The 16,396-nt window shown below is 60.9% G+C and carries 12 protein-coding genes and 1 pseudogene; 3 read left to right on the top strand and 10 right to left on the bottom strand.

Annotated features, from left to right (window positions below; genetic code table 11):
• Positions 1-3 precede the first annotated feature (3 nt).
• Positions 4-1,154, top strand: a pseudogene (locus tag B3I26_RS06390) (IS3 family transposase).
• A gap of 415 nt (positions 1,155-1,569) precedes the next feature.
• Here B3I26_RS06390 and B3I26_RS06385 read toward each other — a convergent pair.
• The 3 genes from B3I26_RS06385 to B3I26_RS06375 are packed head-to-tail and all read right to left on the bottom strand — an operon-like array spanning position 1,570 to position 7,397.
• The gene (locus B3I26_RS06385; protein ID WP_296256208.1) at positions 1,570-3,003 is read right to left on the bottom strand and encodes an efflux transporter outer membrane subunit; all 1,434 of its coding nucleotides are present in this window, start codon (positions 3,001-3,003) and stop codon (positions 1,570-1,572) included.
• Complete coding sequence (locus B3I26_RS06380) at positions 2,987-4,153, bottom strand: efflux RND transporter periplasmic adaptor subunit (protein ID WP_296256206.1); 1,167 nt, start codon at positions 4,151-4,153, stop codon at positions 2,987-2,989. Before B3I26_RS06380 ends, B3I26_RS06385 begins: the two co-directional genes overlap by 17 nt.
• A complete protein-coding gene (locus tag B3I26_RS06375) occupies positions 4,143-7,397 on the bottom strand; it encodes an efflux RND transporter permease subunit (protein ID WP_296256204.1) in 3,255 nt (1,084 codons plus the stop codon). Before B3I26_RS06375 ends, B3I26_RS06380 begins: the two co-directional genes overlap by 11 nt.
• Before the next feature lie 207 nt (positions 7,398-7,604).
• Between B3I26_RS06375 and B3I26_RS06370 the strand changes: the two genes are divergently transcribed.
• Complete coding sequence (locus B3I26_RS06370; RefSeq protein ID WP_296256202.1) at positions 7,605-8,015, top strand: hypothetical protein; 411 nt, start codon at positions 7,605-7,607, stop codon at positions 8,013-8,015.
• A 138-nt stretch (positions 8,016-8,153) separates the two neighbouring features.
• Here the strand turns inward: B3I26_RS06370 and B3I26_RS06365 are convergent, their stop codons facing one another.
• The 3 genes from B3I26_RS06365 to B3I26_RS06355 all read right to left on the bottom strand — a co-directional run bounded on the left by B3I26_RS06365 (position 8,154) and on the right by B3I26_RS06355 (position 11,415).
• Entirely contained in the window at positions 8,154-9,545 is a 1,392-nt protein-coding gene (locus tag B3I26_RS06365; protein WP_296256200.1) for a sensor histidine kinase, read from the bottom strand.
• Positions 9,523-10,206, bottom strand: a complete 684-nt coding sequence (locus tag B3I26_RS06360; RefSeq protein ID WP_296256198.1) for a response regulator transcription factor — start codon at positions 10,204-10,206, stop codon at positions 9,523-9,525. The genes B3I26_RS06365 and B3I26_RS06360 overlap by 23 nt, the downstream gene beginning before the upstream one ends.
• Positions 10,207-10,488: 282 nt before the next feature.
• On the bottom strand, positions 10,489-11,415 hold the full coding sequence (locus B3I26_RS06355; RefSeq protein WP_296256197.1) for a formate/nitrite transporter family protein: 927 nt from the start codon (positions 11,413-11,415) through the stop codon (positions 10,489-10,491).
• Between the two features lie 140 nt (positions 11,416-11,555).
• Here B3I26_RS06355 and B3I26_RS06350 point away from each other — a divergent pair, with 140 nt between their 5' ends.
• Positions 11,556-12,041: a GNAT family N-acetyltransferase gene (locus B3I26_RS06350; protein ID WP_296256195.1), complete on the top strand. Its 486-nt coding sequence runs from the start codon at positions 11,556-11,558 to the stop codon at positions 12,039-12,041.
• 155 nt (positions 12,042-12,196) lie between these two features.
• On the opposite strand, the gene pncA is transcribed toward B3I26_RS06350, so the two are convergent.
• From pncA to gudD, 4 genes are all read right to left on the bottom strand, one after another.
• The gene (pncA, locus tag B3I26_RS06345; protein ID WP_296256193.1) at positions 12,197-12,847 is read right to left on the bottom strand and encodes a bifunctional nicotinamidase/pyrazinamidase; all 651 of its coding nucleotides are present in this window, start codon (positions 12,845-12,847) and stop codon (positions 12,197-12,199) included.
• A gap of 97 nt (positions 12,848-12,944) precedes the next feature.
• Positions 12,945-13,913: a D-2-hydroxyacid dehydrogenase family protein gene (locus tag B3I26_RS06340; RefSeq protein WP_296256192.1), complete on the bottom strand. Its 969-nt coding sequence runs from the start codon at positions 13,911-13,913 to the stop codon at positions 12,945-12,947.
• A gap of 259 nt (positions 13,914-14,172) precedes the next feature.
• Positions 14,173-14,826, bottom strand: a complete 654-nt coding sequence (locus B3I26_RS06335; RefSeq protein ID WP_296256190.1) for a DUF1345 domain-containing protein — start codon at positions 14,824-14,826, stop codon at positions 14,173-14,175.
• 179 nt (positions 14,827-15,005) lie between these two features.
• A complete protein-coding gene (gudD, locus tag B3I26_RS06330) occupies positions 15,006-16,349 on the bottom strand; it encodes a glucarate dehydratase (protein ID WP_296256188.1) in 1,344 nt (447 codons plus the stop codon).
• Positions 16,350-16,396 lie beyond the last annotated feature (47 nt).

Here is a 16,396-nt window from a genome sequence, read left to right as displayed (position 1 = left end):
GCCATGAGTCGTCAGCGTTACCCCGAAGAACTCAAGATCGAAGCGGTCAAGCAAGTGACCGAGAAAGGCAAACCTGTCGCCGATGTTGCCCAGCGCCTGGGCATGTCCGTTCACAGCCTCTACGCCTGGATCAAGCTCTACAGCAAACCCCAAGAGCAGCGTCAGCAAGACGATGATCAGCAAGCCGAGCTGCGTCAGCTTCGCTCCGAACTCAAGCGTGTGACTGAAGAGCGAGACATCTTAAAAAAGGCCGCCGCGTACTTTGCCAAGGAGTGCGGCTGAAGTACGCCTTCATCAAGAAGCACTCAGCTGATTACCCGGTACGGCGCCTTTGCCCAACTCTCAAGGTGCACCCCAGCGGCGACTACGCCTGGCTGGGCGAGCCTCAATCTGCCCGAGCAAAAGAAGATCAACGCCTGCTTGGCTTGATCAAACATGCTTGGCTGGAGAGCGGAGGTGTATACGGCTATCGCAAAATTCACGATGACCTGCGTGAGCTGGGAGAAGCATGCGGGCGAAATCGAGTTGGGCGCTTGATGCAGGCGGAGGGGCTGCGTTCGCAAAGGGGCTATCGGCGGCGTCCAGGGTTTTACGGTGGAAAACCAACAGTGGCCTCGCCCAACCACCTCGCGCGGTAGTTCAAGGTCAGTGAGCCGAACAAGGTCTGGGTGACAGATATCACTTACATCCGCACCTATGAAGGATGGCTCTACCTGGCGGTAGTGCTGGATCTGTTCTCACGCCAAGTAATTGGTTGGTCAATGAAGCCAAGGATGTGCAGCGACCTGGCTATCGACGCGATGTTGATGGCTGTATGGCGACGCAAGCCACAGCAGCAAGTGATGATCCACTCAGACCAAGGCAGTCAGTTCAGTAGCTCAGACTGGCAAAGCTTCTTGAAGGCCAACAATGTAATCAGCAGCATGAGTCGGCGAGGAAACTGCCACGACAATGCCGTAGCCGAGAGCTTTTTCCAGCTTTTGAAGCGGGAGCGAATTCGACGAAAGATCTACACAACGCGTGAAGACGCCCGGAGTGATATTTTCGATTACATCGAAATGTTCTATAACCCTAAACGCCGGCACAGCAGTGCTATGCAGCTGTCTCCAGTAGAGTATGAGAAACGCTATTTCCTGAGCTTGGAGAGTGTCTAGAAAATCCGGGGCGATTCAAACCACTATGTTTTTTCTTCGTCACCGCTCATACATTCAACTCCTTTGATGTATGGCTTGACGCTATTTCAAGGGGGATGCCGAACTGCGGTATATATATGCGAACTGTGAATAAGCTTTCAGATTGTTCTTATCTTGTAAGTTTTTCAGATGATTAAGTAGGAAAGACGTTTCGCTTCCATGGTATGGCGATGTTTTCAACTATTTGGAAAATTGCATGGTTGATGTGGGATTTGAGTAATCCCATCATCGGATGGCGAGAGTTCAGTCACAGATAGGGTGGCTTACAGCGTTGTCTAGCCACTGTCGCAACCGCCAGAGGCTCTCACGGTACAAGTCCAGTGGGAAACGCCGGAGGTTACGACGGTGCGGGCTGCGCTCGGACGAAAGCGATGGGTCAGTGATTGAAGGCGGAACTGCTCCACCCCCCACCCAACGCGACCGCCAAGCCGACGCTGGCCTTCAAGCGGCTGGTGTCGACCTCCTGCAAGCGTCTCTGCGCTTGCAGGGCGGTGGTCTGGGCGGTGACCACGTCCAGATAATCCACCGCGCCGGCCTCGTAGCTGCTGGTCGCCATGCTTTGAGCGCTTTGGGCGGCGTCCACGGCAGCCTGTTGGTCCCGTGATTCCTGCTCCAGGTCGCGCAGCTGCGCGAGGTTGTCTTCCACTTCGCGCACGGCTTTCAGCACCTTGCTGTGGTACTGCGCAGCCGCTTCCTCGAACTCGGCTTTGGCCTGGCGCTCGTTGGCAGAGCGTCGACCGCCGTCGAAGATCGGCAGATTGACCAGCGGCCCCAACGCCCAGTATCGGTTGGCGGCCGCAAGCAGATTACCGCTGCCCCCGGTCTGGCCGCCGAGCATGCCGGTCAGGCTGAAGTCCGGATACCAGGCAGCCTTGGCCACGCCGATATTAGCGTTGGCTGCGAACACCCGGCGTTCTGCCGCAGCGATGTCCGGCCGCTGTTGCAGCAGGCTGCCGGGCAGGGCCTGGGGAATGTCCGGCAACTTCAGTTGCTCGGCGTTATGCGCCAGGGCGAAGTCGCTGGGCAACACGCCCACCAGTTCGGCGATCGCATGTTCACTGAGATCGCTCTGCGCCTTCACATCGTCCAGCTGCGCCTGAGCTTCAGCGAGCTGGCTCTGGGCGCGGGTCAGGTCCAGCTCTGAGGCGATCTGCCCTTCGTAACGATCACGGGTCAGTTGCAAGGCCTGGGTGTAGTCGTCCAATGATGTCTTGAGAATCCGGCTCTGCGCGTCCAGACCTCGGGCCTGCACGTAAAGCGTTGCCAGTTGGCGTTGCAGGCTCAGACGCGCCACTGCCAGATCATCCGCAGAGGCTTGTACCTGAGCGTCGCCAGCCGCCACCTGATTGCGGATTTTGCCCCATAGATCCGGGTCGAAACCCAGACTGAAACCGGCGCTGTCACTGTTGTACACCGAGGGTTGAGTGCTGCCGCGCAACGGCCGGTGCGCTGACTGACGCTGGCGCATCGGGTTGATGCTGACGTTGACCTCCGGGAACAGCCCGGCATGCAACTGGCTGGCGTATGCCTGCGAGGCGTCATAGTGCGCGAGCGCCGCTGCCAGGTCAGGGTTGGCCTTGAGCAAGCGCTGTTGCAGGTCATTGAGTTGCCGGTCCTGGAACACGTGCCACCAATCAGCCTGCAACGCGTCGGCAGGTTGAGCAGGGTGCCAAGGGCCGGCGTTTTCCTGGTAATGCTCGGGCAGTGCGACGTTCGGTACGTGATAGGTTGGCGCCAGCGAGCAGCCCTGGAGGGTGACAGCGCTGGCAATCGCCAGCGCCAGAGCCAGACGATTAAGCCTTGTGCGCATGTTGCTCTCCAGCGTCGGCCAGTTGCACCGGGTCGTTCTCACGCAGCGCATCAGGCGGGTTGTCGATGACCTTGTCCGCAGGCTGCAGTCCCTGATCGATCACCAGATGATCGCCGAGATCCATGGCGATATGAATGTTGCGCAGATGCACATGCCCCGCGCCGTCCACGGTGGCCACTTGCGTGCCTTTGGCGCGGAAGATCAATGCGCTGGCCGGAATGCTGACGCCATGGCTGCCCGCCGCGACCTGCAAGGTGGTGTCGGCATAGTCGCCGGGCAGCAGCGCGCCATCGCGGTTTTCGGCAACAAACTGCGCCATCAAGGTGCCGGAACGCGGATCGACCGCCGTCGAATCGCCGAGCAGGGTCGCTGTGTAGACCTGCCCGGGATGCTCGGGCACCGTCAGTTGCACGTGCATACCGGGCTGAATGACGCTGGCGTAGTTCTGTGGCACCGGTACGTAGAGGCGCAGACGATGAGTGTCGGCCATGGCGAACAGTGGCGTGCCACCGCCGTCGTCGGCCTTGATCAATTGGCCGATGTCAGTGTTACGCGCGGTGATGGTGCCGCTGAAAGGCGCACGAATGGTCTTGTACGCGGCGAGGTCGGTAAGGCGCTGATAATCGGCAGCGGCCGCTTGCACATCGGCCTTGGCGGCGGTGGCGGCAGACAGCCTTTCGTCCACTTCCTGCTGCGACACGGCATGGGTCGCCAGCAGATGTTGCCAACGTCCGGCGGTGGTTTCGGCAATGCGCGCCTGCGCCTGTTGCTGGGCCAGGTGAGCGCGGGTCTGCGCCAGTTGCTGATCCAGTTCAGGGCTGTCGATGTGCGCGAGTACTTGACCGGCCTTCACCTGTGTACCGATGTCGACGGTCCAGTCTTTCAGGTAACCGCTGACCCGCGCGTTGATCGACGCCTTGCTCCAGGCGTCGAGGCGTGCAGGCAACTGCAGCGTGTCACCCTGCGCGTTCTGCGCGGGCGAGACCACGGTCACCGCCGGCACTGACTGACTTTCAGTCCACTCGGCGACGGCGTGGTCGTGGCGGGTACGCGCGGCCAGGCCGTTGGCGACCAGCAGCGCCGCCAGGGTCAGACCGCCGATGCCCGCGAGCATCAGGCGTTTGCGCGAAGGGGCGTGTTCAGACGACATGGGGTGTTTCTCCATCAATAGCGCTGGCTTGGGTGGCGGCATGCGGGTTTAAAGAGCGGAGTTTTGAATGGCGATGCACGAGGCTGAAGACCACCGGCACGAACAGCAGCGTCGCCGTAGTGGCCAGGATCAGCCCGCCGATGACGGCGCGGCCCAGCGGAGCGTTCTGCTCCTGGGAAATGGCCAGTGGCAGCATGCCGATGATCATGGCCAGTGCGGTCATGCACACCGGACGGAAGCGCGTGTAACCGGCCTCCAGCGCGGCAAGCAGGGCGTCGCCATGTTCGGCCAGACGCTCGCGGCAGAAGCTCACCACCAGAATCGAGTTGGCGGTGGCAACGCCCATGCACAGGATCGCCCCGGTCAGCGCCGGCACCGACAACGAGGTGCCGCTGAGAAACAGCATCCAAACGATCCCCGCCAAGGCAGCGGGCAGGCCGGTGATGATAACGAACGGGTCCACCCAGGACTGGAAGTTGACCACGATCAGCAAATAGATCAGCACCACCGCGCCGAGCAGCCCCAGGCTCAGACCGCTGAAGGCTTCATGCAGGGCGTCGATCTGGCCGTGCAGGCTGACCACCGCGCCCTTGGGACGCAGGTGCGCCGTGTCGTCGATGACCTTCTGCACGTCTCTGGCGACACCGCCCAGGTCACGACCTTGCACGTTGGCATACAGGTCCAGCGTCGGCTGGATGTTGTAGTGGGTGACCACAGCCGGGCTGTCGACTCGCTTGATGGTTGCCAGTGCGCCCAAGATCTGCGACTGCCCATCGCTGCCGGTAATCGGCAAGGCTTCGAGGGTCGGCAAGCTGTCCAGACGGTATTGCGGCGTGGCTGCGACCACCGAGTAGGACACGCCGTTTTTCGGGTTCAGCCAGTAAGTCGGTGCCACTTGCGAGGTCCCGGCCAGCGAGGCGCCGAGGCTGGTGGTCACGTCTTTTTCGGTGATCCCCAGCTGCTTGGCCCGCAGCCGGTCGACGTTCACTTGCAGTGAGGGATAGCCGGTGGACTGCTGGATGCGCAGATCCGCAATGCCCGCAACGTGTTGCAGTCGGCGTTGCAGTTCCAGCGCGTAGGCACGGTTGGCTTCACCGTTTGGCCCGGAGATTTTCAGGTCCAGTGGAGCGGGGGCGCCGAAGTTAAGGATCTGGCTGCTGATGTCCGCCGGCATGAAGGCGAACTGGCTGCCGGGGAAGCTTTGCGGCAGGGCTTCACGCAGACGCTTCACGTAGTCTGCGGTAGGCGCATGACCTTTCTTCAGCGTGACCTGAATGTCGCCGTCCTGCGGACCAATGGTGCCGCTGCTGCTGTAAGCCATGTCGATGCCGCTGAGCGGGATACCGATGTTGTCGATCACCGTGTCCAGTTCATCGGCGGGGATAATTTGGCGAATGCGTTGCTCGATGCGATCGAAAGCAGCGGCACTTTCTTCGATGCGTGTGCCCAGCGGCAGGCGCACATGCATCGACAGCGCACCGGCGTCGGTGGCGGGGAAGAAGTCTTCACCCAGGCTCGGCAGCAGCGCGAAACTGGCCAGCACACAGGCGAGGAAGCCCAGCAGGAAGGCCTTGCGCTGTTTCAGTGCCAGACCCAGCAGGCCGTGATACACGTCGCGGATTGCCGAGAAGCGCTTCTCGAAACCCTGCTGGAAAGCCAACGCTGCGCGCAGCAAGCCATTGCGCTGACGCCCATGCTGATCGCCTTCGTGATGATTGATGAAGGCATCTTCCGGGTGATGGCCGGGGCCGGCTTCCACTGCATGTGGCTTGAGCAGAAACATCGCCAGGGTCGGCACCAGAGTGCGCGACAGCAGGAACGAGCTGCCCATGGCGAAGATCACTGCCAGCGCCATCGGCCGGAACAGGTAACCGGCAATGCCTTGCAGCATGAACATCGGCACGAACACGATGCAGATACACAGCAGTGAAACGAACGCCGGACCGACGATCTGTCGCGCGCCGTCCATGATCGCGTCTTTCACCGCCTTGCCTTGCTCAAGGTGCCAATTGATGTTCTCGATGGTCACGGTGGCATCGTCCACCAGAATCCCCACCGCCAGCGCCAGCCCGCCGAGGGTCATGACGTTGAGGGTCTGGCCACTGATGGAGAGCAGGGCAATGGCCGACAGCACCGCCAGTGGAATTGAAGCAGCGATGATCACGGTAGAGCGCCAACTGCCGAGAAACAGCAGGATCATCACGCTGGTCAGCAGGGCGGCGATAATGCCTTCCCGCGCCACGCTGCCCACCGATTCCTTGACGAACACCGAGGCATCGCCCAGCAGCGAAGTCTTCAGTTCCGGCGGTAGGTTTTCGTTGATCAGCGGCAGCATGTTGCGAATGTTGTCGACGATCGACAGGGTCGAAATGTTGCCGTTCTTCAAGGCTGGCATCAGCACCGCGCGACGGCCATCGACGCGCACGATGTTGGTTTGCGGCGGCGAGCCGTCACGCACGTGGGCCACCTGGCCAATGGTGATCAGGGCGCCGTCGACGGTCTTGATCGGCAGGTCGTTGAGTTCGTCGATGGCCTGAGGGCTGTTGTTGAGCAGCACGGTGTATTCATCAGTGCCCATCTTTGCCGTGCCCACGGGGATGATCTGGTTGCCTGCGGCCAGCGCGTTGCCGACGTCCTGTGCAGAAAGGCCCTTGGCAGCCAGTGCCTGTGGGTCCAGGTCAAGGGTGATCTGTCGCTGCTTGCCGCCCATTGGCGTGGGCATCGCCAGCCCGGGCACCGCACTGAGCGGCAGACGGATGCTGTTCTGCACCAGGTCGCGAATCCGCGCTTCCGACAGCGTCGGGCTGGAGAAGGCCATCTGCAGGATCGGCACTGTCGAGGCGCTGTAGTTAAGGATCAGCGGCGGTGTGATACCGGCAGGCATCTGCTTGAGCACGGTTTGTGAAACGGCTGTCACTTGCGCGTTGGCCGTGCGGATGTCGACCCCTGGCTGGAAGAAGATCTTGACGATGCCCATGCCTGGCAACGACTGCGATTCGATGTGTTCGATGTCGTTGACCGTGGTGCTGAGCGAGCGCTCGTAGGTGTAAATCACACGCCCCGCCATGGCATCCGGCGACAGGCCAGCGTACTGCCAGACCACCGCGACCACGGGAATGCCGATGTCGGGGAACACGTCAGTGGGTGTCTTGACGGCCGCCATCGGCCCGACAATACAGATGAATATCGCCAACACGATGAACGTGTATGGCTTGAGCAATGCAGTCTTGACCAGCCCGAGCATGCCGGAAACCTCCCATTTCGAATCAGCGCAGTCTTGGGGCAGATACCTAACAGGCAGCTTTCGGCCAGATGAACAAATCGTTAGTCCGGCGCACAAAGAGCTTTCATGGGGGATTCATTTGTTGTTCATGCAGGCCGCGCGCAGCCTTGCCTCACCGAAATTCACCCTGCGCCACAGGGACTTTTTCCAACTGCTGAGGTTTATGTCATGAACGCGAAATCATTGTTGCTGGTGCCCATGTTGGGTCTGGTGGCTGTTCTCTCTGCTTGCGCCGGTCCCATGCCCAAAGCTGACCCGAGTGAAGCGTGGATCGGCTTGCAGGAAGAGCCGTCCGGGGTGCTGATGGCGGAGGATCTGGACGGAAAGCGCTTGAATGACGGGCGTTATTTCGACGTGAAACCGGGCGCGCACAAGCTTGATGTGGATTTGATCGTCGAAGGAAGCGGCGATGATGGGCAGAGGAACTGCGAAGCAGGCATCAGCTTCGATCAGTTCAAGGCCGGTGAGCGGTATAAGCTGGTGGAGTCGAGTCTGGGCGAGGAGTATAGGGTGAAGCTTGAGGATGCTCAGGGTCATCAGATTGGCCGTAGCAAGGACTTCACCTGCATGCCTGGCTGACACACCGCCTTCGCTGCCGTCTTAACCTCGGCGTCTCCTACAGGACTGGTGTGCTGCTTTCTTGTGTTCGCGCTGAGCTCTTGTGGGAGCGAATGCATTCGGGAAAAATGTTTTCACCGCCCATGAGTTGCGGGTGGGTTAGCCCAACGCCAATACCTGCCGACACTCCAGCACCAGGCTCGCGCCGCCGGACGGGCTGTTGCCGATGCGCAATTTGAAGCCGTGCAGGTTGACGATGGCCGCGACGATGGACAACCCCAGGCCGAAGCCGCTCTGCTGATTGCCGGTTTCGCTGCGGTAGAAACGTTTGAATACCGCCTCACGCTCAGCGTCAGGGATGCCGGGGCCGGTGTCCTGGACTTCGATGAACGTAGTGTCGCCTTCGGCGCGGGCAATCAGCAGGACCTGGCCACCCGCCGGGGTGAATTTGATCGAGTTGCTCAGCAAATTCGACAAGGCCTCGAACAACAAGGCCCGATCACCGATCAGGGGCGGCAGGCTGTCGGTGACTTTGAGTCGCAGGGAAACGCCGCCTTCTTCGGCCAGCGGCAGGTAAAAGTCGTGCAGTTCCTGCAGCAATGGCAATGCGTCGAGCTGATCAAAGGCTGAGCGGCGCTGGTGATCTTCCAGCTCGGAGATTCGCAGCAATCCACGAAAGCGCGCCATCAAGGTGTCGGCGTCGGCAATGACCTGGGCCATTTGCTCGCCTTGCGGCGAGTGTTCAGGGGACTGTTGCTGGATGCGATAAAGCTGTGCGCGCAGGCGGGTCAGCGGCGTGCGCAGGTCATGGGCGATGTTGTCGCAGACACCTTTGACCTCGTTCATCAGCCGTTCGATACGGTCGAGCATGGCGTTGACGATGTCGGCCAGCATGTCCAGTTCGTCGCGACGATCGGACACTGGCAGCCGTCGGGTCAGGTCGCCGGTGACGATGGCTTCGGCGCTGGCCTGAATCGCACCAATGCGCCTGAGTGGTCGGCGACGCAAGAGATGCCAGCCGGCGATGCCGGGAATGATGGTCAGCGAAATCCCCCACAACAACGCGCGCAGAATCAGCGTGGTCACGGCGAATAGCGAACCGTTGTCACGCACCAGAATCAACCAGCGGTCGTCGAGGGTGTGAATGGCCACCGCATCGCAACTGGCGGGCGGCAGGTCCGGGTCGTCGGAATCGATGCAGGTGTCCAGTTCTTGAATTTCCCCGGTCAGCTTGAGTCCGTCGGGGATTTCGTGGACCGGCCCGCTGATCGGTTTCAGGTCTTTGTCGAACAACCCATAGGCATCGACGGTACGGATGTCGAACTTGTCGCTGGTGCGCAGGGCATCGTCCAGTTGCGCACCCTGAAAACGCGAAAACAGCTGCTGGCGTTGCATCAGCGAGTGGCGGGCGAGGGTGTTCAGGTAGCTGGTGACTTCCCAGTACAGCACCCCCATGAGGATGCTGCTCCAGGCCACGAACAGAAAACTGTAAAGCGCCAGCAGACGACTGCTGGAGGAGCGCCAGCCCTTAGACGGGTTCGGCAATGACATAACCTGAGCCTCGAACGGTACGTATCAGCGGCGTCAGGGTAGGGGGATCGATTTTCTTGCGCAAGCGACCGATGTGCACGTCGATGAGGTTGGTGCCCGGGTCGAAGTGGTAACCCCAGACTTCCTCGAAGATCATCATGCGGGTGATGATCTGGCCGTTGTTGCGCATCAGAAATTCCAACAGTTTGTATTCGGTCGGCAGCAGATTCAGCGGCTGCCCGGCGCGGCTGGCTTCGCGGGTGATCAGGTTCAGCTCCAGATCGGCAACCTTGAGCATGGTTTCGGCCTGGGTCACCGGGTTGCTGCGGCGCAACAGGACCTCGACCCGCGCGGCCATTTCATCGGAAGCAAAGGGCTTGGACAGGTAGTCGTCGCCCCCCGCGCGCAGACCACGAACGCGTTCGTCGACATCGGACAGGGCGCTGATCATCAGGATCGGCGTGGCGATGCCCAGCGCGCGCATGGTGGTGACAATCGCCAGGCCGTCGACTTCAGGCAACATCCGGTCCAGGGTGATCAGGTCGTAATCGCCGCTGACGGCACGTACCAGGCCCTCGCGGCCATTGTCGACCCAGTCTACCTGCAGGCCATGGCTACTTAATTCGGCAACGATTTCCTTGGCTGTGACGGCATCGTCTTCGATTGTCAGAATTCGGGTCATTGGATTGCCTGAACCACGTAGTGACTGAAGGCTGTATTTTGCCTTTAAACGCAGTGAGGCTTTCTTAAAAATAATTTAAGAAGCTCATTCGCGCCGAAATTGTGCTTTTGATTTTGCCCGCGGGGCGTGGAGCCCGGCGGGTTGACGATCTGCAGCGCAGCGTCAGCACGTCCATGCACGTCAATGGGTCTGTCGCAATGCATGTCGAAGTGACGCTGCCGGTTCCCCGCAGCTCGTCGGCAAGCCCGATTCCCACACCCTTCGGGCAGAGGCTGGCTGCGTTCAGTCCTTCTCGCAGGCTCGCGAGATGCCCTCTGCCGGCCCACGTGGCTGTTTCTTCGACGTGCCATCATTCTTCTGCGCAGTCCCCTTCTTCGGCTTGCCGCTCTCACTGCGAATCTGCGCATGGCTGATCAGCGCGAAGATAAAGCTGCCTCCGATGATATTGCCGCCCAGGGTGGGTCCGGCGAACACCAACCAGAACTCCTTCCACGATAGCTCACCGGCGAACACCAGGTAGGAGACCTCTGCCGAGCCGACCACGATGTGGGTGAAATCTCCCAGCGCCATGAGGTAGGTGATCATGAGGATGATCCACATCTTGGCGTTTTCCATGGACGGGATCATCCACACCATGGTGGCGATCATCCAGCCCGACACGATGCCCTTGGCGAACATCTGGGCGGGGCCGTTTTCCATGACCTTGCGCCCGATCTCCAGAAAAGCCTGATCGGTCTTGGTGTCGAAGATCGGCAGGTGCAGCATGACGTAGGCCACCAGCAGCGTGCCGCAGAGATTGCCCACCAGCACGACGGTCCACAGCCGCAGCAAGCGGATGAAATTGCTCAGCGTCGGCTTGCTCATTACCGGCAGCACCGCAGTCAGGGTGTTTTCGGTAAACAACTGTTGACGCGCGAGTATCACCGCCAGAAAGCCCGCGCTGTAGCCAACGCTGGCGATCACCTTGAACGCTTCACCGTCCGGCAGGCGCGAGTTGAGCAAACCCATGGCCATCAGCGACAGGCCCATGGTCAGCCCGGCGGCCAGGGCCGACCAGAACAGCGCGGCTACGTTGCGTTCCAGTTCCTGGTCGCCCTGCATGCGGATCGTCTCGTGCAGCACGGCGGCGCGGGGCGGTTGATTCTCGCCGATGTCACGTTCTTCCTCGGCCGTCAGGCCCGGGGTCTTACCGTCTTGTTCAGTGTCCATGATGATCCTTTGGCTTTTCTGGGGTGGACGGTCAGTTTTTTTGGAGTTGTCTGCTGCGCCGCGCTGATGGGTGAGACACAATTCGGTTCCCGTCGTTCGCGCTGGACGACGGCCTTTTCATTAACCCTGGAGACCCTGCCGTGCCCCTTCAAATCCGCGATGCCACCCGCGCCGATGCCGCTGTGATACTGGGCTTCATTACCGAGCTGGCCATCTATGAAAAAGCCGAACATGAGGTCAAGGCCAACGTGGCTGACATCGAGCGCAGCCTGTTCGATGAGGCGTCGCCGGCCAAGGCGCTGATCTGTCTGCTGGATGATGAGCCCATCGGCTTCGCCGTGTATTTCCTTAGCTATTCCACCTGGCAGGGCCGCAAAGGGCTTTACCTTGAAGACCTGTTCGTCTCGGCCACACAACGCGGCATCGGCGCAGGCAAGCAGTTGCTTCGCCATCTGGCGAAAATCGCCCACGACACCGGCTGCGGCCGTTTCGAATGGAGCGTGCTGGACTGGAATCAGCCGGCGATCGATTTCTACACATCGATCGGGGCCGAGCCGCAGGATGAGTGGGTGCGCTACCGGATGGAGGGGGAAGGGTTGAAACGATTTGCGCTAGGGCAAGGGTGACTTAGCCTCGCGCATCACCTGTGGCAGCGAGCTCGCTCGCGAAGGATCGGCACAGCCGCAGCGGATGTAGGGTCTGAATCCGAGCCATCGTGAGCACGCTCATACACAGGTGGTGCTTGGGCTGGTACCCGCCCAAGTCCCGAAGAACGGAGGGGTCAGTCAACCAAATCGCGGCTGTTGATCCGCATCACATCCGCTGCCTGGAAATCCCTCCACGCCTTGTCCAACGACCCGCCCAGGTCGATGGGCTTGCAGGCATCGGTGATCACCCAGGTGTTGAAGCCTGCCGCCCGTGCGTCCAGTGCCGTCCAGGCCACGCAGTAATCCAGCGCCAGGCCGACCACGAACACACTGTCGATGCCGCGCTCCTTCAGATACCCGGCCAGGCCGGTCTGCGTCGTGCGGTCTGCCTCGACGAACGCCGAGTAGCTGTCGATACCGGGATTGCAGCCCTTGCGCAGAATCAACTGGACATGGGGAAGATTCAGGCCGGCATGCATTTCGGCGCCTCGGGTGCCCTGGATGCAGTGGTCCGGCCAAAGCGTCTGCGGGCCGCAGGGCAGGGTGATGCTATCGAACGGTTGGCGTCCGGCGTGGCTTGAGGCGAAGGAAATATGCTCGGCGGGGTGCCAGTCCTGGCTGATTACCACGTTGCGAAACTGCGCGCCGAGGCGGTTGATCAACGGCACCAGCGTATCGCCTCCGGCCACAGCCAGCGCGCCGCCGGGCAGGAAGTCGTACTGCATGTCGATGACCAGCAGTACGGAACGCGGGTCAGCGGCGAGTCGGGAGAGAGAGGTGGGCATCCTTGTAATCCTCGATGGGTTAATTGAGTCCGATGCATGGCGGGCAGCGTGGCGACCGTTGCCGAGTGCGACCGGCATGACAGCAAGAGGCGCTGCTTCATCCAGCAAGCAACCGAATCGGGCTCCCCGCCTGCCAGGCCTGAATATCCTCGATCATCTGACCGTAGAACATTAGGTAGTTGTTCTCGGTGACATAACCCACGTGCGGCGTTGCCAGCAGATTGGGCAGGGTGCGGAAGGGATGATCGGCAGGCAGCGGTTCGACGCTGTAGACATCCAGTGCCGCACCCGCGATCTTGTTCTGCTCGAGCGCCTCGATCAGCGCGTTCTCATCGACAATCGGCCCGCGAGACGTATTGATCAGGTACGCCGTAGGCTTCATCCGGTTCAGCGATTCGCCGTCCACCAGACCACGGCTGCGGTCACTGAGCACCAGGTTCACCGAGACGATGTCCGACTGCTCGAACAGCGTCTGCTTGCTGACCCATGTCACGCCGTGCTCGGCGGCGCGCTCGGCGGTGAGGTTTTCGCTCCAGGCGATGACCTTCATGTCGAAGGCCTGCGCATAGCGGGCGATCTTCTGCCCAATGCTGCCCAGACCGACGATGCCCAGGGTCTTGCCCTGCAGATCGCTGCCGATCCCGACCTGCCAATGGCCTGCCCGCAGGGAGTTGGCCTCGTCGACGATGTTGCGCGTGACGGCCATGATCAGCGCCCAGGTCAGCTCGGGTGCGGCGTACTTGTAGCTTTCGGTGCCGACCACGGTGATGCCCAGACGGGTAGCCGCGTTGAGGTCCAGCGCGGCGTTACGCATGCCGCCGGTTACCAGCAATTTCAGCTTGGGTAACTGGCCGAGCAGGGCGTCGTCGAAAATCGTCCGCTCGCGCATGACGCAGATGACGTCGAAGCCTTGCAGACGAGTGGCCACGGTCGCTGTGTCGGCGGGATAGTCGTGCAGGAAACTGACGTCGCCAATCGGGTCGAGTGCCGTCCAGTCCACCACTTTTTGAGCGACAGATTGCCAGTCATCGAGTACGGCAATTCTCAGCGCGGAACCCTGAGTCATTCGGAGACGCCTCGTTCAAGGATTGCATTGGATGTGTGGCGCTAACAGTACGCCTGCCTCATCAGGAATTGAACCCTATAACCCGTAGCGGCCTGCGCCCGGGACGGCCTCACGGCCTGCAGGCGTTGCGGTTACGCAAACGTTTCGCCAGGCCCACTGCCTGTGTGGGAGACGTTACGAGGGCAGCGAATAGGGAAAACCCGTCGACACCTGCCCCCTGTTGCGCCCTGTCTACCAGCACGCCGGCTCCAACAGCGCGTCAGTTAAATAGGCCCGCCGCGATGTTGATGGAAAAGCCGAGAATCGACGTATTGAACAAAAAACCGATCAGCGACTGCGCCAGCACCACCTTGCGCAATTCCCGGGTAGCGACCCCCACATCGGACGTCTGCACCGCGACGCTGATGGTGAAAGAGAAATACAGAAAATCCCAATAATCCGGATTCTGCTCGCCATCAGCGAACCTCAGGCCTGCATCGTCACCGTCCCAGGTGTAGAACATGCGCGCGTAATGCAGGCTGAAGATCACCCCGATCAATAACCACGACCCGACAATGGTCAAGCCCGTGAACGCGTAGTGCAGGGCCTTGTCGCTGTCCGACATGCCCTTGATGTTCGCCAGCTCCAGTACGATGGCGGCAAGACTGGCGATGGCGGCGACGCAGACCACCATCAACACCAGGCCTGCGTTTTCATCCTCGATTTCGGCGATGCGCCTGACGTCCTCGGCATTGGATTTAAAGGTACGGATCATGATCAGCACCATGTAGAACCAACCCGCAACGTTCCAGGCGATCAGGCATTTGCTGGTCAGGGTAATGTGTGGCGCGAAGACGGCAGCCGCAATACCACCGGCGGCGCCCAAGGCTACGGCGATGGTCAGGCGAGGGTGGGTCTGGGCGAGATGGGGCATGGCAAGCTTCACTGCAGCGAGATGAGCCCAACCTTAGCACGCCGCGCGCGACCGGATGAACGAAGAAAAACGGCGCGCAAGGGGATACGCGCCGGTCGCCATAGGGCAGTTGATGTGGAGTGGTTTCAGGCAGCCGGACGCTCGCTGCACGGCGTCCGGTGTTAGTCGAACCTGAATGCCTATCGAACGAGGCAAGGCTGCTTGTTATTGAATGTCCAGTCAGGCACCAAAAATTGCATGGCCGCGCTGTCATCCCGCGCGCCCAGGCCCATGCCTTTGTACAGCTCGTGGGCCTTGGCCACTTGGTCCATGTCGATCTCAATCCCCAGCCCCGGCTTCTTCGGCACTTGCACGCTGCCGCCGATGATCTGCAGCGGCGCCTTGGTCAGGCGTTGGCCGTCCTGCCAGATCCAGTGGGTGTCGATGGCGGTGATGTTGCCCGGCGCAGCGGCAGCCGCCTGGGTAAACATCGCCAGCGAAATGTCGAAGTGATTGTTGGAATGCGAACCCCAGGTCAGGCCCCATTCGTTGCACATGTGCGCCACGCGCACCGAACCCTGCATCGTCCAGAAGTGCGGATCGGCCAGCGGGATGTCCACCGATTGCAGCTGGATTGCGTGGCCCATTTCACGCCAGTCGGTGGCAATCATGTTGGTCGCGGTGCGCAGCCCGGTGGCGCGGCGGAATTCAGCCATCACTTCACGGCCCGAGTAACCGTTTTCCGCGCCGCACGGGTCTTCGGCGTAGGCCAGGACCTTGTGTTGATCGCGGCACAGCCGGATCGCTTCCTTCAGCGACCAGGCGCCGTTGGGGTCCAGGGTGATGCGCGCCTTCGGAAAACGCTCGGCCAGCGCGGTCACCGCTTCGATTTCCGCATCGCCACTGAGCACGCCGCCCTTGAGCTTGAAGTCCTCAAAGCCATATTGGGCAAACGCGGCTTCGGCCAGACGCACCACAGCGTCCGGAGTCAAAGCCTCTTCGTGACGCACGCGGAACCATTCATTATCGGCGTCGTTTTCGGTGCGATACGGCAGGTTGGTCTTGGTCTGGTCGCCCACGTAAAACAGGTAACCGAGCATTTTTACTTCGTCACGCTGCTGGCCTTCACCGAGCAGCGCCGCGACCGGGACGTGCAGATGTTGGCCGAGCAGGTCGAGCACGGCGGCTTCAATGCCGGTGACCGCGTGAATGGTGATACGCAGGTCGAAGGTCTGCAGGCCACGACCGCCCGAGTCGCGCTCGGCGAAGGTGCGGCGCACATCGTTGAGGATTTTTTGATAGTTGCCGATGGTGTTGCCGACCACCAGCGTGCGGGCGTCTTCCAGGGTTTGGCGGATCTTTTCTCCGCCGGGAATCTCGCCCACGCCGGTGTGGCCTGCGTTGTCCTTGAGAATCACGATGTTGCGTGTGAAGTAAGGGCCGTGGGCGCCGCTCAGGTTGAGCAGCATGTCGTCATGGCCTGCCACCGGGATGACCTGCATCTGGGTGATGACGGGGGTGCCGCCGGAATGCTGTGTGGTCATGGCTAAATCCTTGGGTTTGCGTGGCGCCTGGGTCGGCGCCGTTAACA

Origin of the sequence: Pseudomonas sp. UBA5706 (genome assembly GCF_002419965.1) — a bacterium.
GTDB lineage: Bacteria > Pseudomonadota > Gammaproteobacteria > Pseudomonadales > Pseudomonadaceae > Aquipseudomonas.
The sequence above is the reverse complement of the archived record's forward strand: the minus strand, read 5'-3'. Positions and strand labels throughout refer to the sequence as shown.

Bases quoted from the DNA above. Each gene is read 5' to 3' on its own strand.
- B3I26_RS06365 (WP_296256200.1), bottom strand. From the start codon at position 9,545: ATGTCATTGCCGAACCCGTCTAAGGGCTGGCGCTCCTCCAGCAGTCGT.
- B3I26_RS06360 (WP_296256198.1), bottom strand. From the start codon at position 10,206: ATGACCCGAATTCTGACAATCGAAGACGATGCCGTCACAGCCAAGGAA.
- B3I26_RS06380 (WP_296256206.1), bottom strand. From the start codon at position 4,153: ATGTCGTCTGAACACGCCCCTTCGCGCAAACGCCTGATGCTCGCGGGC.
- gudD (WP_296256188.1), bottom strand. From the start codon at position 16,349: ATGACCACACAGCATTCCGGCGGCACCCCCGTCATCACCCAGATGCAG.
- pncA (WP_296256193.1), bottom strand. From the start codon at position 12,847: ATGCCCACCTCTCTCTCCCGACTCGCCGCTGACCCGCGTTCCGTACTG.
- B3I26_RS06385 (WP_296256208.1), bottom strand. From the start codon at position 3,003: ATGCGCACAAGGCTTAATCGTCTGGCTCTGGCGCTGGCGATTGCCAGC.
- B3I26_RS06355 (WP_296256197.1), bottom strand. From the start codon at position 11,415: ATGGACACTGAACAAGACGGTAAGACCCCGGGCCTGACGGCCGAGGAA.
- B3I26_RS06370 (WP_296256202.1), top strand. From the start codon at position 7,605: ATGAACGCGAAATCATTGTTGCTGGTGCCCATGTTGGGTCTGGTGGCT.
- B3I26_RS06340 (WP_296256192.1), bottom strand. From the start codon at position 13,913: ATGACTCAGGGTTCCGCGCTGAGAATTGCCGTACTCGATGACTGGCAA.
- B3I26_RS06375 (WP_296256204.1), bottom strand. From the start codon at position 7,397: ATGCTCGGGCTGGTCAAGACTGCATTGCTCAAGCCATACACGTTCATC.
- B3I26_RS06335 (WP_296256190.1), bottom strand. From the start codon at position 14,826: ATGCCCCATCTCGCCCAGACCCACCCTCGCCTGACCATCGCCGTAGCC.